The sequence below is a fragment of the Nitrobacter vulgaris genome (assembly GCF_002028545.1).
Taxonomy (GTDB): Bacteria; Pseudomonadota; Alphaproteobacteria; order Rhizobiales; family Xanthobacteraceae; genus Nitrobacter; species Nitrobacter vulgaris.
The window spans coordinates 36,986-60,641 of sequence record NZ_MWPQ01000009.1 but is presented as its reverse complement, the minus strand read 5'-3'; the positions used below and the strand labels follow the sequence as shown (position 1 = coordinate 60,641).

Here is a 23,656-nt window from a genome sequence, read left to right as displayed (position 1 = left end):
TGTTCGCTCGTCATGCTGTTCTCTCCATCTTCAAATTGAAGACAGGAACAGATCGGGGTCGCTAACGATCGAACAAGGGTGCGAGAAATGGACGCTTACAGATTATGAACCTCTGCGCAGGCAGCGGAGACCAATCTCCAAGAAGGAAGTTACGCCAGGAGGGCTTCCAATGAACCATTCGATTTACAGCGCGGATCGGACGACCCACCTGAAGATCGTGGTTGTGGCTCTTGTTGCAGGTATTGCAGTGGCGGGTTTCGCAATTTCAGCGCGCATGAACGCTGACGATGGCTATACCCAGACTGCACGCGTCATCAAAGCCGGGAAGCCGATGGCTGTTACGAGTTCGGGCGCGATGGTCGTCCGCTGAAGGAGTTTGAAGGAATTCACGAGGCTTCTTTACATTTGCCCCCCGAAGTCGCCACGTGAGTACGTAGAGGACCCACTAACCCCAAGTGGACTACGATGGAAAACGCCCGCCCCCCACGGGCGTTTTCTTTCGTTATAAACACCCCATAATAATAAGCGCACCCAGATAGAAGCCGTCGGCGCCGATGCGGAATTTTTCTCTTCGGCGGACCGCCCGCGTCACGCGATGGTGGCGGCGCCCATGCGCGAGCGCATTAAACCGATACTATCAAGATCGGCCTGCTCGCGAGCGTTCTCTTCTGCGCGTTCGCGAGCCTGATCGCGCTCATCCAGCAATTCGACTTTCTTGAGCTCCTCAAAGGCTTCCGCCAAGCCCATCTTGGCATCTTCGAGCTGGACGCGGAGTTCGTCGGCGGAGCGGGTCAGGTTTTCCCGGCGCTGGATCGCTGCCTTGGCATAGGTCGGATACGCGAAATGTGCGGGATCGTCGATCCCAGCACGTTCCTGCTCGATTTCGATTTCACGCTCCAGATCGACCGACATACGCTGGAAATCAGCAATCATGCCCTCGATCTGAGCCACCCTCCGACGCTTCTCCTCGACCTGGAATTTCTTCAGGCGGATCAGCGTTTCACGCGACTTCATCGACTCGTACTCCCCAGAAGTCCCAATCTACGCGGGACAACGGCGGCACCTCCTTCGGATCCCGCCATACTCCTCATATGAGAATCCGATGATGACCCGACAAAGTTAGCTTTCCGTTTCCAAGGTCTTAACGATTTGCTGCAACCTTCGATAACCCTCCTCGATGCTCGTCACCTCATCCTTCGCCTGGCGCAGAAAATCCTCTAAAATCGGATTCAACTTGATTGCCTCGTCGACCTCTGCGTTGGAGCCGGTCCTATAGGCGCCGAGCCGGACGAGTTCCTCCATATCGGAATAAGTGGCCATCATCTGTCGCGCGCGGGTAATGATCGGCAGGAAGGCTGGATCAGCCGATTTCGGCATGGTGCGGGACACCGACTTCAAAATGTTGATCGCGGGGTAGCGACCTCGCTCGGCAATGGCACGCTCCATCACGATGTGGCCGTCGAGAATGCCGCGCACTGCGTCGGCCACCGGCTCGTTATGATCGTCACCGTCCACCAGCACGGTGAAGATGCCGGTGATGGTTCCCTCGTCGGCGCCGGGACCGGCGCGCTCCAGAAGCCTCGGCAATTCGGTGAACACTGTCGGTGTGTAACCCTTCGTGGTGGGCGGCTCGCCGGTCGACAGGCCGATTTCGCGCTGCGCCATTGCAAAGCGTGTCACCGAGTCCATCATGCACATGACGTCCCTGCCCTCGTCGCGGAAATATTCCGCGACCGCCAGAGTCAGATAGGCGGCCTGACGCCGCATCAAGGCTGGCTCATCAGAAGTCGCAACCACGACGACCGATCGTGCGAGCCCCTCTTCGCCAAGGTCGTCCTGCAGGAACTCCTGCACCTCACGACCGCGTTCGCCGACCAGTCCGATGACCGAAATGTCGGCATCCGCGTTGCGCGCCAACATCGACAGCAGCACCGATTTGCCGACGCCGGAGCCGGCGAAAATGCCGAGCCGCTGGCCACGGCAGCAGGTCAGGAATGTGTTCAGCGCGCGGACGCCGAGATCGAGCGGTTTGCCGACCCGTTTGCGCGAATGCGCCGACGGCGGCGAATTACGGTACGGCACCGGCGCCGGCCCCTGTGGTAGCGGCCCTTTGCCGTCAATCGGCTCGCCCATGGCGTTGATAACACGTCCGAGCCATGAGGCTGCCGGCCGCACCTGGCCGGAGGCATTGGCGATCAAGGCGCGGCAGCCGCGTCGTACCCCGTCAAGGCCGGCAAACGGCATGACAACGGCATTGTCGCCGTTGAAGCCGACCACCTCCGCCGGGATGGCCCGACCGACGCCGGTCTCGATCACGATACGGGCTCCCACCGACATCGCATGGATAGGGCCGGCTATCTCAACCATCAGCCCACGTACACCGACCACGCGGCCATAAATATTGACGCGCTCGATCTCGCCAATCCGCTCGGCCAAGCTCTTCATCGTGAAATCCTTAGGTTTCCGCGCATTAGCCGAGCTCCTTAACCTCGTGTTTACCCGCATCGTTAATCATTGCGTCACTGTCTTTGGTGACTGAGCGCGCGTGTCTTCAGGACGAAGGCGAGTCGCGAGAGTCGGTTAGGCCTGACTTTTAATGTGGAGCCTGAGTGCCGGTCGGATAAGGAAAGCTGCTTCAATGCAACAGCTTAGGGCGATTCGATGAAAATTGCACCGAAGAGACTTGCAGAACAGAAACAGTTTTTGTTAACCATAAGCTGTCAGGATCCGAATCAGTTGCTTAAAGGCGTTTCCAGTGCCGCAAGTATTGCGGCCGGCCTGACGCCCGGCGCGGCGACGATTAGGGGACTGGCATGCGCGTTTTGCTGATTGAGGATGACAGCGCCGTCGCGCAGTCGATCGAGCTGATGCTCAAGTCCGAGAGTTTCAACGTCTATACGACGGATCTCGGCGAAGAAGGCGTCGATCTCGGCAAACTATACGATTACGACATTATCCTTCTCGACCTCAACCTGCCCGACATGTCGGGTTACGACGTGCTCAAGCAGCTGCGCGTCTCCAAGATCAAAACACCCATTCTGATCCTTTCCGGCCTTGCCGGTATCGAGGACAAGGTCAAGGGTCTCGGCGTCGGCGCCGACGACTACATGACAAAGCCCTTCCACAAGGACGAGCTGGTGGCCCGCATCCATGCGATCGTGCGCCGCTCCAAGGGTCATGCCCAGTCGGTGATCCAGACCGGCGATCTCGTAGTCAATCTCGACACCAAGACTGTGGAAGTCGGCGGGCAGCGTGTCCACCTTACGGGCAAAGAATATCAGATGCTCGAGCTGCTCAGCTTGCGCAAGGGTACTACGTTGACCAAGGAAATGTTCCTCAACCACCTCTATGGCGGCATGGATGAGCCCGAGTTGAAGATCATCGACGTATTCATTTGCAAGCTGCGCAAGAAACTCGCCAATGCCTCCGATGGCCGCAACTTCATCGAAACCGTCTGGGGCCGCGGCTACGTGCTCCGTGAACCGCACGATGACGAAGTCCGCATTCCGGCGTGATACCGGACTTCACCTTTCCTCCCAGACTGACCCCGCCGCAAATGGCGGGGTCTTTGTTTGCGAGACCTAGAAGTCTGCATTTTACTCGACCCGAAGGCCCGATCCTGCCCTGAACCCGTCGCCGGGTTGCCTCGACTGACACAACATGGCTGATTATCCGGGGCTGAGGCGTCACCACGGGGGCTGACATGATCCTGCAATCGCTGGCCGGGCTGCCGGCCTTCCTGCTGTATTTCTGCACAGGCCTGATCGCGGTCGTGCTGTATCTGTTCGTCTATACGCGCGTCACGCGGCACGATGAATTCCAGCTGATCTGCGACAACCATCCCGCCGCGGCGATCGCGCTCGGGCTCAGCCTGGTTGGCTTCGTCATTCCGGTGGTCAGTGCCATTATGCACACCGTCAATGTGATCGACTGTCTGATCTGGAGCGTGATCGCGCTGAACGTGCAGATCGCGGTCTATTACATCGTCAAAATTCCCGTACCGAACCTGTCGGCTCGGATCGCCGCCGGCGAACTCGCGCCGGCGATCTGGCTCGGCCTGTCATCGGTCGCGGCCGGCGCGATCAACGCTGCGTCGATGGTGTACTAACCATGGCCCAGCCTCCCGCCGAACAATTCGGGAAACGACGGCTGCCGCCGCTCGAATCGTCGCCCCCGGTGAAACGTTCCGGACGTGTCGCGCTGCTGGTGATGGGCACGCTCGCGGTCGGCGGTGGCGCCTACTTGCTGATGCCTCACAACAACTGCGAGCCCAACCGCCCCGGCGTCGCGGCGTCCGCAACACCCGGCCAGACCGGAACGGCCTGCAATTCGGGTTCATCGAGCAGCGGCTGGTCATCGCGATCGAGTTATTACGGCGGCAGCGATTCCTCGAGCCACTCCTCATCCGAATCCGGCAGCGGTTCCGTGACACGCGGCGGCTTCGGCGGTTTCGCCCATGCGATTTCGGCTCACTTCTCCGGCGGCTGACACGCCTGCGGCTCGCGAGTTCCTCCTATGCAACGCATCGCCTGCCCCGAACGCGACGACTGGCAATCGACCGCGGAGAATGCCGGCTTCGCATTTCATACCCTTGACGGCGCGCGGTACTGGGACGAGCGGGCCTATTATGCGTTCACGCTTGACGAGATCGAGCAGCAGATCGAAGCACCGACCGGCGAAATCCACGCCATGTGCCTCGAACTGGTCGAGCGTGCAATGAATGACGAGAGCGTGCTACGCCGCCTCAGGATTCCGCAAGCCTGCTGGCGGATCCTCACCGAGAGCTGGGGCGCGGCGATCCCACGCTTTACGGCCGCTTCGACTTCAGCTTCAGCGGTCACGGGCCAGCGAAACTGCTCGAATACAATGCCGATACCCCCACCTCGCTGTTCGAGGCCGCGGTGTTTCAATGGACCTGGCTCGAACAGGCGATGGAGCGCCAGATCATTCCCAAGAATGTCGATCAGTTTAATTCCATCCACGACAAACTGATCGCGCGCTGGCGCGAGATCGCGACGAATGGCCATCTGCATCTGACCGGGCTGTACGACAACCCCGAGGATGCGGTCACACTGAACTATCTCGAGGACACCGCCCGGCAGGCCGGCCTTCAAACGACATCGCTGGAGATCGAGCGCATCGGCGTCGACGGCACCGGCCAGTTCGTCGATCTTGACAATCGTCGCATTGAGCTCGCGTTCAAGCTCTACCCTTGGGAATGGATGCTGCGCGACAGCTTTGGCTCCAAGGTTCAGGCTGCGTCGACGCGATGGGTTGAGCCGCCCTGGAAGGTCGTGCTCTCCAACAAGGGAATTCTGCCGCTGCTGTGGGAGATGTTCCCCAACCACCCGAACCTGCTGCCCGCCTATTTCGAGGACGATGCCGCGGCGAGCAAGCTCGGCAACTCGTATGTGCGCAAGCCGATATACTCACGCGAAGGCGCCAACATCGAACTGATCAGCGGCGGAACGGCGCTGGATCAGCAGGGTGGACCCTACGGCGGCGAAGGGTTCGTGCGTCAGGCCTTCGCGCCGTTGCCGACCTTTGATGGTCAGTATCCGGTGATCGGAAGCTGGATCGTTGGCGATCAGGCTTGCGGACTGTCGATCCGTGAGGACGAGAACCCGATCACGGGCAACACGTCTCGCTTTGTGCCGCATGCGATCTTGTGAAACGCGGCATCACTCCGGATGCCGCGTAAGCGGCGAGCGCAACACATTCGTCGTCGCCAAAGCCGCGCTCCAGAATGCCCCCGAAGCGCAGCTACGCGCGGGCCGCCGCCTTGGGTGACGGCATGCCCGGCACCAGCGCGGGCGAGCAAACGCGATTGGGCAGATAAAGACCGCGCTTATCGGGATGCGGTTTGAACGCATCGGTCAGCCCGACTACGGTTTCAGCAGCGCCGAGCGCAAGGAAACCATCAGCTTCCATCTGCTTCGCAAGCCGCGTGAAGACGCCGATTTTGGTTTCCTGATTGAAATAGATCAGTACGTTGCGGCAGAAAATCACGTCGAAGGTCCCAAGATGGGAAAAATCCTGCAACAGGTTGAGCTGGCGGTGCTGAACCATCGCGCGAATGTCGGGGTTGATCTGCCACAGTTCGCCAACCTGCTTGAAATACTTGATGAGCAACTGAATGGGCAGTCCACGCTGCACTTCGAACTGGCTGTAGAGGCCGGCGCGCGATTTTTCGAGCACCTCGTTCGACAGATCGGTGGCGATGATCTCGGTGCGCCAGCCCGTGAGCGCCGGACCGCACTCCTTCAGGCACATCGCGATCGAATACGGCTCCTGCCCGGTCGAACCTGCGGCGCACCAGATCCGCAGGTTCCGACGAGCCGCGCGGGCCTCGACCAGCGCCGGGATCACGGTCTCGCGCAGATGATCGAACGGTGTCTTGTCGCGAAAGAAGAAGGTTTCGTTGGTGGTCATCGCCTCGACGACGTCAACCGTCAGGGCCGCAGCACCGTTCTTCATTTTCTGCACGAGGTCGCCGATACCGGAGAAGCCGGCCTTGCGTGCGAGCGGAGTCAAACGGCTCTCGACCAGATATTGCTTGTCGGCGGCAAGATCGAGGCCGGACCGCTCTTTCAGCAACTTGCGCAAGTACTCAAAATCAAGCGGTGTCACAGACGGTCTCCCGCAAATAACCGAACCAGCTTCGGAGCGATTTGTTGAAGCGGCAGAACGGCCGCGCAAATTCCGTCCTGGACAGCGGCGCCTGGCATTCCCCACACCACGCTGCTCGCTTCGTCCTGCGCGATGACATTCCCCCCGGCGGCGACAATCTGCCTGCCGCCGCGCATTCCATCGGATCCCATTCCGGTCAGGATCACGGCCAGAGCGCTGCCCTGCCAGACGTCTATCGCCGACGTGAACAGAGGATCGACGGCTGGTTTGCAGAAATTCACCGCCGGGCCGTCATCCAGAACGATGACCGCGTCTACTCCTTTTCGGACCACCCGCATGTGACGACCGCCGGGTGCAAGATAGATATGACCCTGCTTCACGGTCTCCTGATCCACTCCCTCATGCGCGGGGCGCCCTGCGGCCCGCGCCAGATGCTCGGCGAGAATGGTGGTGAACGTCGGCGGCATGTGCTGGGTGATCAGCACCGGACAACGGTCGATCACCGGCCCTATTCCGGCCACCAGCGCCATCAGCGCCTGCGGCCCGCCCGTGGACGAGCCGATCAGCAGCACACGCGGGACGTTTGCGCTGAAGGCACGCAGCGTTGGCGGGGGGCGGCTCGTCGCAGGAGTAGCTTTGGCCAGCGGTTCCTGTTCGCGCGGGACCAGCGGCGGTGCGGCGGCCGTCGCCGGACGACGACGTTTTGCAGCGAGGTGCCGGATCTTCTGGATCAGGTCATGCTTGAAGATATCAGCCGCCGCGATCTCGCGCGTGCTCTCGGGCTTCGGAATGTAATCGGCGGCGCCGAGCGACAGCGCCTTGAAGCTGATCTCCGCATTGCGGCGTGTCAACGTCGAGGCCATGATGACAATGAGGTTGCGCTTTTTGGCCAGCAGTTGCGGCAGCGCGGAAATGCCGTCGAGTTCGGGCATTTCGATATCGAGGACCACGACATCGGGATTGGCGCGCTCAACCTGCTTGACGGCGTCGAGCCCGGTGCGCAGCGAGGCCGCAACTATCATGTCGGGTTCAGCCTCGATCCATCGGGAAATCAGTCCGCGTATTACGACGGAGTCGTCGACCACCATGACGCGCAGCGGCTCCTGCTTTCTCGAATCTTGAGCCACCGGACTTGCCACAGCAGTACTCATGCCCCACCCCACGCAACGAATAAAAATGTCCAGCCGTCCGGATCGCGACGAGATTTAGATCAGGCCGATTTCCTGAAATTTGGCTGACACGATGTCCTTGTCGAACGGCTTCATGATGTATTCGTTGGCGCCGGCGTGGAGCGCGCGGGCGATGTGCGCCACATCATTCTCCGTGGTGCAGAACACAACCTTCGGCTGATCGCCGCCAGGCATCCGGCGAAGGTTGCGAAGGAATTCGTAGCCATCCATGACCGGCATATTCCAGTCCAGAAGCACGGCGTCAGGCAGTTCACGCCTGCAAACATCCAGCGCCTTCTCGCCATCCTCCGCCTCGACGATGTGGAAATTAAAGCCCTCCAGGATACGTCGTGCGACCTTGCGAATGACACTCGAGTCGTCAACGATCAGGCACGTTTTCATTTTGGTCTCCGTGTCTTTTCAGCGCTTTCCCTCGGCCGGCATTTGCCGGGTCAAGCTGCAAGCTTGTCAGGTCCAATCTCCAGAACACGATCGACATCGAGAACAACCATTAACTGCCCATCCAGCCGATACACACCTGCCGACAGCTCCGCCATCCGCAGGTCGAGATTAGCCGGATTGACCTCGCGGCCCTCATCCGGGAGTTTCATGACCTCGCCGATCGAGTCGATCAAAAGTCCGTAGGACTCACCGCGCAGTTCGACGCCGATAGCCATGGGCGGGCGACCGGCTTCTCCCTTGGGAAGTTTGAGCCGGGCGCGCATATCGATCGCGGTGACGATACGGCCCCGCAGATTCAGGACGCCCGCGATATCGTTCGAGGCCAGCGGCACGCGGGTTAGACGTTCCGGCTTGAACACGTCCTGCACGCGTGAGATCGGCAGCCCAAACAACTGGTCGCCGATCGTCGCGGTGACGTATTCGGTGAGTGCGCTTTCGTTTGCGTGATTTACCGTGGTCATCATCTGGTCCTTCATGCCGCCCGGCAAATTTCGGCGGTCTGCTCCTTCAGTGCAGCAATCAGGCCAGGCCGGTCGAATTTGGCTACGTAGTCGTGGAAACCGGCCTGACGGCCCCGTTCGATCGCGGCCGGAGAAATCATCGACGACAGCGCAATAATCGGAGTGCCGTTCAAGCGGTTATCGGAGCGCACCGTCTCCGCGAACTCGAAGCCGTTCATGTCCGGCATTTCGATGTCTGTGAGGATCGCGTCGAATTCCTGACCCGACCGCAGCGCGACGAGACCTTCCCGCGCGTTGGTCGCGAGCCGAACCTGATAGCCTGCAGCCTTGAGAACCGGCGCGAGCATGTTGCGGAAGAAGGCGCTGTCATCCACCAGCAGCACCGACCGCGCAGTGGCAGCCGCACGCATCTCCTTGCGCTTGAACCAGTCGGCGAAGGCCATCGGCAGGAAATGACCGATATCGATTACGTCCGTCGCCCGGCCCTTGATGACGGCGGAGCCGAGGATGCCCTGCTGGCTGCTCGCCACCTCGATGTTCAGACGCTCCTCGACGATGTCGATGATCTCGTCGACCACCAGCCCCGCTGCCCGGTCGTCATCAGCGAACACCAGGACCGGTTGCGACCCGTCTTTTCCAACCGAAACGCCATCCATCTGAATCAGTGGCATGAGCTGATCGCGGTACTGCACCATATAGCGGCCGTCGGAGATCTCGATCTTGTCGACCGCGATCTCTTCCAGTCGCGTGACCAGTGCGAGCGGCACGGCCTTGGGTTGATCCGATCCGGCACGGAAGACCAGAAGTGATGTCTGCTCGGCGGCGCTGGCTCGCGCAGCGCTCTCATCGGAGATCTCTTGCTGAGACAAGACCGATGCGCCCAGCGCGTGGGCGATCCCGTTCGGGTCGATGATCATGATCACAGCACCGTCGCCCAGGATGGTGTTGCCCGAGAACATGCCGATATGCCGCAGCATGGTCGACATCGGCTTGACCACGATTTCCTCCGTATGGAACACGCCGTCCACGACGATACCGAAGGTCTGGTTGCCGACCTGCGTGACCACGATGAAGCCGTTCTCGGGATCGCTGGCCGAGCCATCATCGATCTTCAGAAGGGTCTTCAAGTGCATCAATGGCAAGAGCTTATTTCGCAGCCGCAAGACCGGAGTGTCCCTGATCCGCTCGATACGGTGCTCCGAATTGGCGCGCGCGCGCACCAGCTCGACCACCGAAAGCTGCGGTATCGCAAAGCGATCACCCGTGGCCTCCACGATCAGCGCAGACACGATCGCCAGCGTCAGCGGAATTTTGATGGTGACACTCGAACCCTCGCCGGCCACCGACTTGACGTCGATTGTACCGCCGATCTGATCGATATTGGTCCGCACCACATCCATACCGACGCCGCGACCGGAGACGCTGGTTACAGCTGCAGCGGTGGAGAACCCCGGTGCGAAGATGAACTTATGGATCTGCGCCTCAGTCATCTTCTCGATTTCGGCCTCGGTCGCCAAACCGTTTTGAATGGCCTTGGCCTTAATGCGCTCGGTATTGAGACCGCGGCCGTTGTCAGCGATGCAGATAATGATGTGGCCGCCCTCGTGATACGCCGAAAGACGGATCGAGCCCTGCTCCGGCTTGCCCGCCTTGACGCGCTCGGCCGGTGTTTCCAGGCCATGATCGGCGGAATTTCGTACCATGTGCGTCAGCGGATCCTTGATGAGATCGAGAACCTGACGGTCGAGTTCGGTGTCGGCACCATGCATCTCGAGTTCGATCTGCTTGCCGAGTTCGCTCGAGAGGTCTCGCACGATGCGGGGCAGCTTCTGCCAGGCGTTGCCGATAGGCTGCATCCGCGTCTTCATGACGCCCTCCTGCAGCTCCGCGGTGACGTTGGACAACCGTTGCAGCGGCACCTTGAATTCGTTGTCTTCTTGGCGACGGCTGATCTCGAGCAGCTGGTTGCGCGTTAACACGAGCTCGGACACCATCGTCATCAGGTGCTCAAGCGTATCCACATTGACGCGAATGGACTGGTTGGCGACCCGATCGCCTTCCGGAGCATCCTCCACTTTCTTCGGAGCAGCCTTTGCGACTGGCTTCGAAGCAACGGGCGCCGCGGACACTTCGGGCGCGGGCTGCGAAGCAGGCGCAGTCGGCTCGACATTCGTCTCACGGAACGCGCGCTCGAGATCATCAAGCGACACCTCGCCGGGGCGCAGAGGTCGTTCGAGAATCTGGTAGGTGAGCGTCCCCGCCGTTTCATCTGCCGACATGGGCTCGGACGGCTCGGGAGCGGCGTTGGACGGACCATCCTCGGCCATGTGATGCAATGCATCGATCAGATCGGCGTCGGCCCCCTCCGGCTCCGTTCCGGTCGCCTCGAGCTGGCCCAAGATGTCCTTGATACGATCGATGGTGGAGAGAATAAGCGTCACGGCCTCGCCGGTCACCGGCATGCCGTCACGAAACTTGCCCATCAGCGTCTCCGCCGCATGAGCGAGCGCTTCTAGCCTTGGAAGGCCCAGAAAGCCGCACGTTCCCTTGATGGTATGGACTAGCCGGAAGATATTATCCAATATCTTCGCATTGTTTGGATCCTGCTCGAATCGGACGAGCTGGTTGTCAACCGTGTCCAAACTCTCGTTGGTCTCGGTCAGGAATTCGCAAAGAAGATCATCCATGCCTTCTGGCCTTCGAAACGCCGAGGCGACGTCGTCGCGCCTTTCACGGCCGGGCCAGTTTCACCGCAAAGCGTTAACATTGGTTGAGCAAGTCAAAAAGAGCCCGCCAAACTGGTAAACAAAACGACCGAGACCATCATTCGCAACGAGCTTCGAAACCATTGCGTCCAACCTGGAAACCATTTGTTAACCTGGTCGGTGAGGCGGAGGCTTTAGTTGGCAGTCGCAACCACCTGGTCGCCGTCGGCGACAAGCGAAATGCTGATGCCGCAGGCGTCTGCCAGCAGACGGGTGTAATAGGGTTGAACCGCGTGGGCATCGACGGTGTTGGACGAACCAGACGCTAGAAGATCGGCGACGGGCTGCGACACGCGGGCATTCAACCCGGCGGCGGTGATCCGGAAGCCCATGGCCTCGCCCTCCCCGAGCGAGTCGACCGTTAGCACTCCCCCGCGGGGAATCGTCTGCTGCGCGATCATCAGCAAGTTGAGCAAGAGTTTCACCCTGTTCTTCGGCAGCAGAAGGCGCGGTAAATTCCAGGCGAGCGTGATCTTGCCGTCCTCGAAATGGCCCTTCGCCATGTTCTGGGCATCGCCGAGGTCGATCTGCGCTCCGGCCGAGCCCGCTGCCCCGAATGCGAGACGGCAAAACTGCAACCGCGCCGAGGCAATTTTGGCGCTCTTGCGAATCAAATCGAGGGCAAACTCACGATCGTCCGGCTTGGGATCGTCGTCCAATACCTCAAGTCCGTTGACGATTGCGCCTACGGGACTAATGAGGTCGTGACAGACGCGTGAACAGAGCAGTGCCGCGAGTTCAAGCGCGTCGGGAGCGGAATCGGGAGACGGTGTGCCAGACATAAAATGTATTCCTGGGATCAGTTTCGGCAACTCCGCAGCACGCGGACATGGCGAATCAAACGATCTTCAGAGTTTGATACACGGCCTGAGCCTGTGCTGCCACCTTGAGGCAGTCGCCGCCGTCCCCCGGTGCTACGCAAGGACACCTCGAACGTGCCGGTGATCGACGCTCACTCCGCTGCCGCGCTGATGGACTCACTCACGGAACTGGTCGCGAAAGCCGGCGCCGCCGTGCTCTCGGTCAATCGCGGCCGCATGATGATCGGCGGCAAAATCGACGGGTCTCCCGTCACGGACGCGGATCTCGCCTCTGACCGTGTGATCGCCGAAGGACTCGCGCAACTCCGCCCCGATATTCCGGTGCTGTCCGAGGAGCGCGTGCATCTCGCGACACCGCCTTACTCCGGAAGTTTGTTCGTGATCGATCCGCTGGATGGCACCAAGGAATTCATCGCGGGTCGCGACGAATACACGGTGAACCTTGCAATCGTGACGGACGGGGTGCCGCTACTCGGCATCATCGGCGCGCCGGCGCTCGGGTCGATCTGGCGAGGTCTTGTCGGACGCGGCGCCCAGCGCGTCGCGGTCACGCCGGACGGCGGTGAGTCCGGCGCCGCAAAGCCGATTGCGACCCGACCGCTTCCTCCCCCCGGCTCCCAATGGGTCGCCGCCGTCAGCCGCTCCCACGCCGACCACCGCTCGGACGCATTCATCGAGCGCCGGCCCGGCGCGGTGCGCAAACCGCTCGGCTCCGCCGTCAAGTTCTGCCGGATCGCGGAGGGCGGCGCCGATATCTACCCACGACTCGCCCCGACCGGCGAATGGGACGTTGCGGCAGGTCACGCTCTGGTCACCGCCGCCGGCGGCAAGGTCACGGATGAGTTGGGTGCGCCGCTGCATTTCGGCCTAGCCCGCGAGGGGTTTCTGGTCCCGGAGTTTATTGCCTGGGGCGACCCTTCTGCCGCGCCCCGAGGTTAGGCGAAGCCGGCGCAGCACTACTGCGCGAGGGTTTCTTTCAGCACGGCCCAGCGGCGCGTCGCCTCGCGCAGATAGTGCGTCGGATTAGCCGCGAAAGCCGCGCGACTGTCCTCATGACCGAATAGATAAAGCCGCTGACCGAAAATCAGCCAGAGTCGCGCCGTTCCAGCGCAAGTCACACCCCGCGCAATATCCACCGGATCGTAGCCCCCGAAACGTGGACTATAAACATCGGGGTTGGCGATGAAAAAGGCGCGGTTGTCGGGATTGCTGAAGCGCCAGATAGCGCCGCCCTGCGAGACCTCGTAGTCGGCGTCGCCCTGCACCGGCCGTGCGTCGGTAAAAAAAGCCACGGGATCGAACCCGCCGATCGCCAGCCCCGTATACCTGTCGACCACGACCCGTTCGGAGGTGGCGGCCCGAGCCGCCAAATTGATGTCCGAGATAGCGAAGGCGCACCCCAGCGAGGCGATCACGGCTATTCCGAGGCGCAAGCCATATCTTTCCTGCCGCCGTGCCGTCATAGTTGGTGCCGATAACTCGCGAGTCGGGGGACGATCGCCGCATCCTACGAACCTGCATCTCAGCATCGGGTTAAGGACGCAGTGACAAGTTGCTACTTGGGGTGCTTTTCATGACTCTTATTTCGCGCCTTGCAGCGGTCACGCTCGCTGCGGTGATGTTCGGGACTGTGCCGGCCTCTGCCCAGCAATCGGCGCCTTACCGGGCACAGCCGGCACAACGGAGCAGCGGTCCTGGGACCTATTCGTCGGATGAACTCCTCACATCCGGAACCCGGTTCTTCGGCAACGTCTCACGCGGGCTCGCCTCGGTCATCGAACGTGCGGTGAGCCAATGGGGCCTGCCGAACGGCTACATCCTCGGCGAGGAAGGCTCGGGGGCCTTTGTGGCGGGGCTGCGCTACGGCGAGGGCACCCTCTACACCAAGAATGCCGGCGACCTGAAAGTCTATTGGCAGGGGCCATCCGTCGGATTCGACTGGGGCGGCGACGGCGCCCGCACCATGACGCTGGTCTACAACCTGCCCGCCACAAGCGCGATCTATCAGCGTTTCGCAGGCATCGACGGTTCCGCCTATATCGTCGGCGGCTTCGGAATGACGGCGCTGACCGCAAACAACATCGTGCTGGTGCCGATCCGCTCGGGTCTCGGACTACGGCTCGGCGCCAATATCGGCTATTTGAAGTATACGCCCCAAGCGACCTGGAACCCGTTCTGACGTCCAGCGAATATCCGCAGAAGGATGCGGTCTTGCATCAAAGTACGCGCACGTTACTAACTGAAAGCATTTTCTTGCGGCTATTCCGCTTGGTTGGGAAACCGATTGAGGCGTAGCGCTGGCGTTTTACCGGCCGCCCGTGGCATGGTAACCAGATCCCTAGCGCCTATCCGGGTTGTGGAGCGTTGCCCATGGTCGAGCCGATCATGTATCTGGCGATCGGTTTTCTAATTTCGATGCTGTGCGGACTGATGGTCATGCCGCTCGTGCACGACCGCGCAGTCCGCCTCACCATCAAACGCATGGAAGCCGCTACCCCGATGTCGATGGCTGAAATCCAGGCCGACAAAGATCAGTTGCGTGCCGAATTTGCGATGTCGGCGCGGCGGCTGGAAATGAGTGTCGACCAACTCAAGAGGAAGGTCGCCAGCCAGTCCGCTGAGCTCGGCAAAAAGGCCGACGCAATCAACCGCCTGAAGGTGGAGCTCGGCGAGAAGAACGCGAGGATATTCAGTCTAGAGGGACGCGGGAAAACGGCAGGGGAGCGATTGCAGTCAGCCGAACAGGAGCTTGCCACCAAGGCGGAAATGTTGCGGAGCGTCGAGCAGACCCTCGCCGAGCGGCAAAAGGAACTCGGGCGGCTTCGCCAGGACTTGTCGGACCGCTCGTTGACTGCCGAAGGCCGGCAAGCCGAACTGTTCGTCGTACGCGCGCAGATCGAGCGATTGCAGAGCCGCCTCAACGATATCGAAAACGAACTCGCCGCTACGAATACACTACTCGAGCAACAGCGCGGCCAAACAACAGTCGCGGCCAGGGAGCGCGACGAGGCACGCAAACACGTCGAGAATCTAAGCCAGCGCATCGTCAAGATTGACGGCCAGCTCATCGACAAAACCAAGGACGCGGAAAGGCTCGGCGGTCGGGTCAGAGAACTCGAAGCCGACTTCGCTGCGCAGACCACGGCGCTTGCCGAGCGAAATACGAAGAACAGTGAGTTGCGGCGAGTCAAAGCTGCCGCGGAACGCGCCAACAGTGAGTTACGCGACGAGATTGCGTCGCTAAACGGCGGTAAGTCTCCGCTCATCGATGGGCTGCGCAACGAAATACTGGCGACCGAACGGGCGCTGCGCGCTGCCCACGACGAGCGAACCAAATTGCAGCGCGACATCAACGTGCTCCAGCGTCAGGCGGAGTCCGGTACGGTCGAGCAGATGGAAAACGCGCTGTTGCGGGAGCACATTAATGACATCGCCGCCGAAGTCGCGAGGCTGGCCATGACCATCGAAGGGCCGGATTCCCCGATCGAAGCCATCCTGACGGCAACAGCTACGGGTCCCGCCAAAGCCACGAAAACGGTCAATGGCTCGGCGGGTAACGGAGCGATTCCGGTTAGCACGCTGGCCGACCGCATCCGTGCTCTGGAATCTCATGCCCCCCGCGCGGGACGCCGGCCGGGCTAGCTCGCGTTACATCAGGCTTGGCCGCCTCCTTAAATTGGCCGCCTCCTTAAAACACCGGCCGAAACCGCTCCGCTATCCCGCCGCGTGGAGACACCAGGCCAGAATGCCCTTCTGCGCGTGCAGCCGGTTTTCGGCCTCGTCGAACACCACCGACTGCGGTCCGTCAATTACCTCGTCGGTGACCTCGTCGCCGCGATGCGCCGGCAGGCAGTGCATGAACAGCGCGTCCGGCTTTGCGAGCCGCATCAGCTTTGAATTGACCTGGTAAGGCTTGAGCAGATTGTGACGGTGCTCGCCGTCTTTGTCGCCCATCGACACCCAGGTGTCGGTGACGATGCAGTCTGCGCCGCGCACCGCCGCTTCCGGATCCGTGACGAGCCTGATCGGCGCGCCGCTCGATCTGATCCAGTCCTTCAGCAGCTTGTTCGGTGCAAGCTCCGGCGGAGTCGCGATGTTGAGATTAAAGCTGAAGCGCTCCGCCGCGTGCGCCCACGACGCCAGCACGTTGTTGTCGTCGCCGGTCCACGCCACGGTACGGCCCTTGATAGGCCCGCGGTGTTCCTCGAAAGTCATCACGTCGGCCATCACCTGGCAGGGGTGCGATCGCCGCGTCAGTCCGTTGATGACGGGCACGGTTGCGTGGGTCGCCAGTTCCGTCAGCGCGTCGTGGCTGAGGATGCGGATCATGATGATATCGACGAAGCGTGACAGCACCTTCGCGGTATCAGCGATGGTCTCGCCGCGTCCGAGCTGCATTTCGGCCCCGGTCAGCATGATCGCCTCGCCACCGAGCTGGCGCATGCCGACGTCGAACGACACGCGGGTGCGTGTCGAGGGCTTGTCGAAGATCATCGCCAGCGTCTTGCCTTCGAGCGACCTGTCGGCGATCCGGCCCTCCTTGCGTCGCTTCTTCATCGCGACGCTGGCGTCGAGAATCGCGCGCAGTTCCGTCCTCGGCACGTCGAACAGATCGAGAAAATGCCGTGGCGCCTTGCTCATTGCGCGGCTTCCTTCTTGGCGGATGCGCCGGACAGCCTGACGCAGGCCCGCTCCAGCCGCCGCACCGACTCGTCGATCTCGGCGTCGCCGATGATCAGCGGCGGCAGCAAGCGTACAACGTTTTCGCCGGCGCCAACGGTCAAGAGCTTTTCCTCACGTAGCGCGCTGACCAGATCGCCCGATGGGACCACGGCCTTGAGGCCAATCAGAAGCCCCTCGCCTCGCACATCGCTAAGCACATCAGGGTATCGATCGACGACCGAAGCCAGCTTCTGTTTCAAAAGCAGCGACATCTTTCGGGTCCGCTCGAAGAAGCCAGGCTCAAGCATCACGTCGAGCACGGCATTGGCCGCCGCAACCGCTAGCGGATTACCGCCAAAGGTCGAACCGTGCGAGCCAGGCGTCATGCCGGAAGCGGCTTCCGCGGTCGCAAGACAGGCGCCGATCGGAAAACCGCCGCCGAGCGCCTTCGCCAATGACATCACATCCGGCGCAACGCCAATGCGCTTGTAGGCAAAGAGATCGCCGGTGCGCCCCATACCGGTCTGCACCTCGTCAAAAACCAGCAGCAGGCCACGCTCGTCGCAAAGCTGACGCAGCGCTCGGAAGAACGCGTGGGGCGGCTCGCGCACGCCACCTTCGCCTTGCAACGGCTCGATCAGGATTCCGGCGGTCTCAGGACCGATCGCCTTCTTTACGGCTTCGATATCGCCGAGCGGCACTTGGTCAAAGCCGTCCGCCGGCGGCCCGTATCCTTCGAGATATTTTTTCGAGCCGGTGGCAGCCAGCATCGCCAGCGTGCGGCCATGGAAGGCGCCTTCAAAGGTGACCATCCGATAGCGTTCCGGATTGCCCCTGTGGGCATGATAACGGCGCGCGACCTTGATGGCGCACTCCACCGCCTCTGCGCCGGAATTGGCGAAGAAGACGAAATCGGCAAAGCTCTGGTCGCAGAGCCGTGCCGCCAGACGCTCGCCGTCGGGCGATTTGAAAAGGTTCGAGACGTGCCAGAGCTTTGCCGCCTGCGCCTGAAGCGCGGCGACGAGATGCGGGTGACAATGGCCAAGCGCATTCACGGCAACGCCGCTGGTGAAATCGAGATAGCGTCCGCCGTCGGAGCCAAGCAACCAGGCTCCCTCGCCGCTCTCGAATGAAAGATCGGCCCTTGCGAAAACGGGCAATAGATGAGACGCCGCTGCTGTAGTCATGACGATTTGCCGGTTGATGGGAAGCGGAACGGCTCGGCTGCGCTGTGGCGCGACCAACGAACTGTCAGCCCCGGAAACGAAATGTGCCGCCTTTCAAGGCGGCACGCGACGGTTATTCTAGGTGCGCGGCGATTACTGTCAATATTCCACTTGTGCTTCGGTGATGCGGGAAAGTCGCAGAATGAGCCGATTCTCTCATTTTCTTGCAGAACATGTGGACGCCGTAAGGCCCGACTCTTGCGCGTGAGTCACGGCATATTGTAGCCTTAGGCTTGTCGAATACGACATCTCGTGCGGCGTTTTGATCCTCGATCGGTCCCTGTTCTCAGCGTAAGCGCCCGGGCGTTTTCCCGCCCGGCGAGGGTTAAGGGATTCTGCCGACACGAGTTTCTCAGGGGGCGCTTCAGGTGCGCGGCCTTGCGGGGGGCACGCCTTAAACAAGGGAACAATGTGCGATGACGGTGATAACCTGGACCGACGACCGTGTCGAACAACTGAAGAAACTTTGGGAAGCGGGACTTTCCGCAAGTCAGATCGCCGCCGAACTCGGCAACGTGACGCGTAACGCGGTGATCGGCAAGGTGCACCGGTTGGGTCTATCGGGCCGCGCCAAGAGCCCTTCGTCAACGGTGCCGCGGCCGCGCAAGGCCCGTCCGGCCCAGCACATGATGCGGGTGTCCCGCCCTGTCTCCCGGGGAAATACCGCGCTCGCGCAAGCCTTCGAGATTGAACTCGAGCCAGACCCGATCGCCTACGACAATGTCGTGCCTATGAGCCAGCGGCTATCGCTACTCGAACTCAGCGAAGCCACTTGCCATTGGCCGGTTGGCGACCCCTCGAGTCCGGAATTCTTCTTCTGCGGTGGCAAGGCTCTCACCGGCCTGCCTTATTGCGCGCACCACTCGCGCATCGCCTATCAGCCCGCCGCTGACCGTCGCCGCCAAGCGCCGAAGGCGCGGTAATCACAGCGTAACTTCAAATCTCGTCATAGCCGGGCTTGAGCCGGCCATTTCGTTTTGCGTCCAAGCAGATCGTAGATCTGCGGGAAGCCGCGGTTGACGCTTTATAGCGTTTTCGAGTGAAGTCGATGCCGGTTCGCGTGAAGGAAACGCGTCAAAACAGCATCTAGACCTTCGTTTCTGATTCAATCAAAAACAAAATGCTCTAGCGCAGCATCACGACAATTATCGACGCTGTTCAGCTATCCCCGCTTACTCAGTCGCGCTCGCGAACTGCTCGTCCAACGCGTAGCCTGCACCACGCACCGTGCGGATCGGATCCGCCTCACCACCCGGACTGAGCAGTTTGCGCAGTCGTCCGATGTGAACGTCGACGGTACGCTCGTCGATATAGACGTCACGGCCCCAGACGCTGTTGAGCAATTGCTCGCGGCTGAACACCCGGCCGGGATGCTCGAGAAAAAACTCCAACAGCCGATACTCGGTCGGGCCAAGATCGATCGAACGACCGGAACGCGCAACGCGGTGCCTATCGCGGTCGAGCTCTAGGTCGCCAAAAATCAGGATCGATGCCAGCCGCGCCGGACTCGCGCGCCGCAGCAGGCTTTTTACCCTCGCCAGGAGCTCCGGCACCGAGAACGGCTTGACCACGTAGTCGTCGGCGCCGGTCGCAAGCCCCCGCACCCGCTCGCTCTCCTCACCGCGAGCGGTGAGCATGATGATCGGAAGCTGCTTGGTTTCGGGACGCGCCCGCAGCCGGCGGCATAGCTCGATGCCGGACAGGCCCGGCAACATCCAGTCCAGCACCACAAGATCGGGGATGCGCTCTTTCAGCCGCGTATCCGCCTCGTCGCCCCGCGTTACCGTTTCGACCTCATAACCTTCGGCTTCAAGATTGTAACGCAGCAGCGTCGTCAACGCTTCCTCGTCTTCCACTACCAGAATGCGTGCACCCATCGTGTCTCGCCTGATCCCGTTTCAGTTCTGTGGAGTCGCCGATGCGAAACCAGTCATATCCCCCTTGGGACGCTTGTCGAGAATCTGCTGACCCTCGATCATGTAGAACACCGTCTCGGCAATGTTGGTGGCGTGGTCGCCGATTCTCTCGATGTTCTTGGCGCAGAACATGAGATGAATGCAGAACCCGATGTTCCGCGGATCCTCCATCATGTAAGTCAGGAGTTCGCGGAACAAAGAGGTGCAGATAGCATCCACCTCCTCGTCCCCCTTCCAGACTGCCATCGCCGAAGGCAGATCGTGCGCCGCATAAGCGTCGAGCACCGACTTGACCTGGGACCGCACGAGATCGGTCATATGTTCGAGACCGCGGATCAGTTTCAGCGGGCGGAAATCGCTGTCGATCGCAACCACGCGCTTGCCCATGTTCTTGGCGAGATCGCCGATGCGCTCCAGATCGATAGCAACTCGCATGGCGCCGACGATCTCGCGCAGATCCACGGCCATCGGTTGTCGCCGAGCGATAGTCAGCATGGCGCGTTCCTCGATCATACGCTGCAGCTTGTCGATTTCGGCATCGGCGGCCACGACGCGAGCACCCAATGCAACGTCGCGGCGGATCAACGCGTCCAGGGATTCCACGATCTGCCGTTCAGCTAGTCCGCCCATTTCGGACACCAGCCGCGTCAGCTCCTGGAGGTCGTCGTCGAACGCCTTGGCGGTGTGTTCGAAAGCCATATCAAAATTCTCCTCGCGTCTCCGCAGGCAGCCTCAGCCGAAACGGCCGGTGATGTAATCCTGGGTGCGGCGATCTAAGGGCGATGTGAACAGCTTGTTGGTCGGACCGAATTCGATCATCTCGCCGAGATACATGAACGCGGTGTAGTCCGATACGCGCGCCGCCTGCTGCATATTATGGGTAACGATCGCAATGGTGTAGTGCCTTTTCAGCTCATCGATCAGCTCTTCGATTTTGGCCGTTGAGATCGGGTCGAGAGCCGAGCACGGCTCATCGAACAGGATCACCTCGGGCCGCACCGCAACGGTCCGCGCGATGCACAGGCGCTGCTGCTGACCACCGGAAAGGCTGAGTCCGCTCGCATTGAGCTTGTCCTTGACCTCGTTCCACAAGGCGCCGTCCCGCAGTGCCTTTTCCACCCGATCGTCCATTTCCGATTTCGGCAGCCTCTCGTACAAGCGGATGCCAAACGCAATGTTGTCATAGATCGTCATCGGAAACGGCGTCGGCTTCTGGAACACCATGCCGACCCTGGCGCGCAAAAGATTAAGATCGAGCTTGGGGTCCAGGATGTTGGCGTCGTCCAATAACACGCGTCCTTCGACGCGCTGGCCGGGGTACAGGTCGTACATGCGGTTGAAGATGCGAAGCAGGGTCGATTTTCCGCAACCCGAGGGGCCGATGAAAGCCGTCACGCGGTTGCCGGCGATCGACAGGTTGACGTTCTTTAGCGCATGATGCTGGCCGTAATAGAAATTGAGGTTAAGAGCGTCGATCTTCACCGGAATGACCGGATCAATCACCGGCGGTGGAGCAGCCGAGCCTGAGGCGGCGACGGAACCGTGGGTCATTTTGCGATCCTCTCAGAGCCCATCAACCTCGCAATGATGTTCAGCGCCAGTACCGCCAAGGTGATCAACAGCGCGGCGCTCCACGCCAGTTCTTTCCAGTAGACGTAAGGGCTCTGCACGAAGTTGTTGATGGTGACAGGAAGGTTAGCGACCGGGTTGGTCAGGTCCATGCTGAAGAATTGGTTGCTCAAGGCGGTGAACAGCAGCGGCGCGGTCTCGCCGGCAACGCGCGCGGTGGCAAGCAGCACGCCGGTGATCAGGCCGGTTCGCGCGGCGCGATAGGCGATGCGCTTGATGACGAGCGAGCGCGGTAAGCCGAGCGCGGAGGCCGCCTCGCGCAGCGAGTTCGGCACCAGGCTCAGCATGTCCTCGGTGGTGCGCACCACGATCGGAATGACGATCACGGCGAGCGCTAGTGACCCCGCGAGCGCCGAGAATCCTCCCATCGGGACCACCACCGCGCCGTATACGAACAAACCGATGATGATTGAAGGCGCACTGAGAAGGATGTCGTTGATGAAGCGAATGACCGGCGCGAGGCGATCGTGCTTGCCGTATTCCGCGAGGTAGGTGCCCGCAAACATCCCGATCGGCGCACCTACCCCCACACCTATCACCGTCATGATGATGGAGCCGACAAGAGCGTTCAGCAGACCGCCTTCGGACGCGCCGGGCGGCGGCGTGTTCTGGGTGAAAAGCTGCCAGCTCATCCCGGCGAGACCGTTATAGAACAGCGTGAACAGAATGAGCCCGAGCCAGGAGACACCGAATGCGGCGGCAACAAAGCAGAGGGCGCGGACGATAACGTCTCGACGGCGGCGGGACGCATAGATCGGATTCATGGCTTGACCTGAACAGGCATAATCGCTGGACAAACGAATTCGTTTGTCGGGAAAAACCGGGTTCCGTTCTTCCGTGCCATGCCTATTTCCCTGCCTTCTTCTCCAACCGCAACAGCAACAGCCGCGCTGCAGCGAGCACAAAGAACGTCAGAACGAACAACAGCAGACCGAGCAGCATCAGGCTCGACTGATGCAAGCCGTCGCTCTCCGCGAACTCGCTGGCGATCGCTGCGGAAATCGTCGTGCCGGGCGCGAAGATCGATGGCGAGATGCGGAACGAGTTGCCGATAATAAATGTCACCGCCATCGTTTCGCCGAGCGCACGGCCGAGCGCCAGCATGGCGCCGCCGATCACGCCAACGCGCGTATAGGGCAGCACAACGTGCCAGACGACTTCCCAGGTGGTGCAGCCGACGCCATAGGCCGCCTCTTTCAGGACGGGCGGCACGGTTGCGAATACGTCACGCGAAATCGCGGTGATGAAAGGCAGCACCATGATCCCGAGGATCAGCGACGCGTTGAACAGGCTCAGATACGACGGCGGACCGCCGAAGATCGCACCAAGGACCGGCACACCTTCAAATAGGTCTATGAAGAAGGGCTGCACCGTGTTGGCGAGGATCGGACCGAGGATGAAGAAGCCCCACATGCCGTAGATGATCGAAGGAATGCCCGCGAGCAGCTCAATCGCCATGCCGATCGGCCGGCGCGCCCACAGCGGGCACAGCTCGGTAAGGAAAACAGCAATTCCGATTCCGACCGGGACAGCGATCATCATGGCGATGACCGAGGTCAGGACGGTGCCGTACACCGGACTCAGCGCGCCCAGCACCGGCGGCTCGGCGGACGGCGCCCAGCGCTGCGTCGTCAGGAACCCGCTTCCATACTCCACAATCGCAGGCCAGGATCCCACGACCAGCGAAATGATGATTCCGCCAAGCAACATCAGAACGAGCATCGCGCTGATGCGCGTGGTCCAGTAGAACGCGCGATCCCCGAACCTGAATGCGTTCAGAGCGCGGGTTCGATCATAGCGGTCCGCCGACTCCACCGCGCTGCCATGAAGGGCTATTTCCGTCACGCCTATTCCTATGTCCTGTATGTCTCGCAAAGCATCATGCCCGGGATACGGAGACAGCTTTTTTGCACCA

The 23,656-nt window shown here is 61.0% G+C and carries 24 protein-coding genes and 1 pseudogene; 9 read left to right on the top strand and 16 right to left on the bottom strand.

Going from position 1 to position 23,656, the window contains the following annotated elements; translation table 11 throughout:
* Positions 1–169: 169 nt before the first annotated feature.
* A complete protein-coding gene (locus B2M20_RS03355) occupies positions 170–370 on the top strand; it encodes a hypothetical protein (RefSeq protein WP_079445679.1) in 201 nt (66 codons plus the stop codon).
* A gap of 218 nt (positions 371–588) precedes the next feature.
* Here B2M20_RS03355 and fliJ read toward each other — a convergent pair whose 3' ends face one another.
* Positions 589–1,014 carry a flagellar export protein FliJ gene (gene fliJ, locus B2M20_RS03350; RefSeq protein ID WP_079445678.1) on the bottom strand — a complete coding sequence of 142 codons (426 nt, stop codon included), beginning with the start codon at positions 1,012–1,014 and terminating at the stop codon, positions 589–591.
* A 105-nt stretch (positions 1,015–1,119) separates the two neighbouring features.
* Positions 1,120–2,445 carry a flagellar protein export ATPase FliI gene (gene fliI / locus B2M20_RS03345; protein WP_079445677.1) on the bottom strand — a complete coding sequence of 442 codons (1,326 nt, stop codon included), beginning with the start codon at positions 2,443–2,445 and terminating at the stop codon, positions 1,120–1,122.
* A gap of 368 nt (positions 2,446–2,813) precedes the next feature.
* On the opposite strand from fliI, the gene ctrA reads away from it, so the two are divergent.
* From ctrA to B2M20_RS03325, 4 genes and pseudogenes are all read left to right on the top strand, one after another.
* Positions 2,814–3,515, top strand: a complete 702-nt coding sequence (gene ctrA, locus B2M20_RS03340; protein WP_079445676.1) for a response regulator transcription factor CtrA — start codon at positions 2,814–2,816, stop codon at positions 3,513–3,515.
* A gap of 188 nt (positions 3,516–3,703) precedes the next feature.
* Positions 3,704–4,108 carry a DUF350 domain-containing protein gene (locus tag B2M20_RS03335; RefSeq protein WP_079445675.1) on the top strand — a complete coding sequence of 135 codons (405 nt, stop codon included), beginning with the start codon at positions 3,704–3,706 and terminating at the stop codon, positions 4,106–4,108.
* Positions 4,109–4,110: 2 nt separating this feature from the next.
* Complete coding sequence (locus B2M20_RS03330) at positions 4,111–4,488, top strand: hypothetical protein (RefSeq protein WP_079445674.1); 378 nt, start codon at positions 4,111–4,113, stop codon at positions 4,486–4,488.
* 27 nt (positions 4,489–4,515) lie between these two features.
* Positions 4,516–5,672, top strand: a pseudogene (locus B2M20_RS03325) (glutathionylspermidine synthase family protein).
* Positions 5,673–5,763: 91 nt separating this feature from the next.
* On the opposite strand, the gene B2M20_RS03320 reads toward B2M20_RS03325, so the two are convergent.
* From B2M20_RS03320 to chpT, 6 genes are all read right to left on the bottom strand, one after another.
* Entirely contained in the window at positions 5,764–6,630 is an 867-nt protein-coding gene (locus B2M20_RS03320; protein ID WP_079445673.1) for a CheR family methyltransferase, read from the bottom strand.
* Positions 6,627–7,781: a protein-glutamate methylesterase/protein-glutamine glutaminase gene (locus B2M20_RS03315; RefSeq protein WP_079445672.1), complete on the bottom strand. Its 1,155-nt coding sequence runs from the start codon at positions 7,779–7,781 to the stop codon at positions 6,627–6,629. The genes B2M20_RS03320 and B2M20_RS03315 overlap by 4 nt, the downstream gene beginning before the upstream one ends.
* Positions 7,782–7,835: 54 nt before the next feature.
* Entirely contained in the window at positions 7,836–8,201 is a 366-nt protein-coding gene (locus tag B2M20_RS03310) for a response regulator (protein ID WP_079445671.1), read from the bottom strand.
* A 50-nt stretch (positions 8,202–8,251) separates the two neighbouring features.
* The gene (locus B2M20_RS03305; protein ID WP_079445689.1) at positions 8,252–8,722 is read right to left on the bottom strand and encodes a chemotaxis protein CheW; all 471 of its coding nucleotides are present in this window, start codon (positions 8,720–8,722) and stop codon (positions 8,252–8,254) included.
* A gap of 11 nt (positions 8,723–8,733) precedes the next feature.
* Positions 8,734–11,409 carry a hybrid sensor histidine kinase/response regulator gene (locus B2M20_RS03300; RefSeq protein ID WP_079445670.1) on the bottom strand — a complete coding sequence of 892 codons (2,676 nt, stop codon included), beginning with the start codon at positions 11,407–11,409 and terminating at the stop codon, positions 8,734–8,736.
* A 212-nt stretch (positions 11,410–11,621) separates the two neighbouring features.
* Positions 11,622–12,269 carry a histidine phosphotransferase ChpT gene (gene chpT, locus B2M20_RS03295; protein ID WP_079445669.1) on the bottom strand — a complete coding sequence of 216 codons (648 nt, stop codon included), beginning with the start codon at positions 12,267–12,269 and terminating at the stop codon, positions 11,622–11,624.
* Between the two features lie 189 nt (positions 12,270–12,458).
* Here chpT and B2M20_RS03290 point away from each other — a divergent pair, with 189 nt between their 5' ends.
* Positions 12,459–13,247: a 3'(2'),5'-bisphosphate nucleotidase CysQ family protein gene (locus B2M20_RS03290; protein WP_087881097.1), complete on the top strand. Its 789-nt coding sequence runs from the start codon at positions 12,459–12,461 to the stop codon at positions 13,245–13,247.
* Positions 13,248–13,264: 17 nt separating this feature from the next.
* Here B2M20_RS03290 and B2M20_RS03285 read toward each other — a convergent pair whose 3' ends face one another.
* Positions 13,265–13,771 carry a YHS domain-containing (seleno)protein gene (locus B2M20_RS03285; protein ID WP_079445667.1) on the bottom strand — a complete coding sequence of 169 codons (507 nt, stop codon included), beginning with the start codon at positions 13,769–13,771 and terminating at the stop codon, positions 13,265–13,267.
* A gap of 110 nt (positions 13,772–13,881) precedes the next feature.
* Here B2M20_RS03285 and B2M20_RS03280 point away from each other — a divergent pair, with 110 nt between their 5' ends.
* Positions 13,882–14,487, top strand: coding sequence for a DUF1134 domain-containing protein (locus B2M20_RS03280; RefSeq protein WP_079445666.1), 606 nt, complete (start codon positions 13,882–13,884; stop codon positions 14,485–14,487).
* Positions 14,488–14,678: 191 nt separating this feature from the next.
* On the top strand, positions 14,679–15,950 hold the full coding sequence (locus B2M20_RS03275; protein ID WP_079445665.1) for a coiled-coil domain-containing protein: 1,272 nt from the start codon (positions 14,679–14,681) through the stop codon (positions 15,948–15,950).
* Positions 15,951–16,022: 72 nt separating this feature from the next.
* Here B2M20_RS03275 and argF read toward each other — a convergent pair whose 3' ends face one another.
* Together argF and B2M20_RS03265 are read right to left on the bottom strand one after the other, a co-directional pair.
* Complete coding sequence (gene argF / locus B2M20_RS03270; RefSeq protein ID WP_079445664.1) at positions 16,023–16,949, bottom strand: ornithine carbamoyltransferase; 927 nt, start codon at positions 16,947–16,949, stop codon at positions 16,023–16,025.
* The gene (locus B2M20_RS03265; protein ID WP_079445688.1) at positions 16,946–18,157 is read right to left on the bottom strand and encodes an aspartate aminotransferase family protein; all 1,212 of its coding nucleotides are present in this window, start codon (positions 18,155–18,157) and stop codon (positions 16,946–16,948) included. Before B2M20_RS03265 ends, argF begins: the two co-directional genes overlap by 4 nt.
* A 455-nt stretch (positions 18,158–18,612) precedes the next feature.
* Here B2M20_RS03265 and B2M20_RS03260 point away from each other — a divergent pair, with 455 nt between their 5' ends.
* Complete coding sequence (locus B2M20_RS03260; protein ID WP_079445663.1) at positions 18,613–19,119, top strand: GcrA family cell cycle regulator; 507 nt, start codon at positions 18,613–18,615, stop codon at positions 19,117–19,119.
* Between the two features lie 249 nt (positions 19,120–19,368).
* Here the strand turns inward: B2M20_RS03260 and phoB are convergent, their stop codons facing one another.
* The 5 genes from phoB to pstC form a co-directional block, all read right to left on the bottom strand.
* Positions 19,369–20,073, bottom strand: coding sequence for a phosphate regulon transcriptional regulator PhoB (phoB, locus tag B2M20_RS03255; protein WP_079445662.1), 705 nt, complete (start codon positions 20,071–20,073; stop codon positions 19,369–19,371).
* 21 nt (positions 20,074–20,094) lie between these two features.
* Positions 20,095–20,811, bottom strand: coding sequence for a phosphate signaling complex protein PhoU (gene phoU / locus B2M20_RS03250; protein WP_079445661.1), 717 nt, complete (start codon positions 20,809–20,811; stop codon positions 20,095–20,097).
* 33 nt (positions 20,812–20,844) lie between these two features.
* On the bottom strand, positions 20,845–21,663 hold the full coding sequence (pstB, locus tag B2M20_RS03245; RefSeq protein ID WP_079445660.1) for a phosphate ABC transporter ATP-binding protein PstB: 819 nt from the start codon (positions 21,661–21,663) through the stop codon (positions 20,845–20,847).
* Positions 21,660–22,505 carry a phosphate ABC transporter permease PstA gene (gene pstA / locus B2M20_RS03240; protein WP_079445659.1) on the bottom strand — a complete coding sequence of 282 codons (846 nt, stop codon included), beginning with the start codon at positions 22,503–22,505 and terminating at the stop codon, positions 21,660–21,662. The genes pstB and pstA overlap by 4 nt, the downstream gene beginning before the upstream one ends.
* Before the next feature lie 82 nt (positions 22,506–22,587).
* Positions 22,588–23,577 carry a phosphate ABC transporter permease subunit PstC gene (pstC, locus tag B2M20_RS03235; protein WP_079445687.1) on the bottom strand — a complete coding sequence of 330 codons (990 nt, stop codon included), beginning with the start codon at positions 23,575–23,577 and terminating at the stop codon, positions 22,588–22,590.
* Between the last annotated feature and the right edge of the window lie 79 nt (positions 23,578–23,656).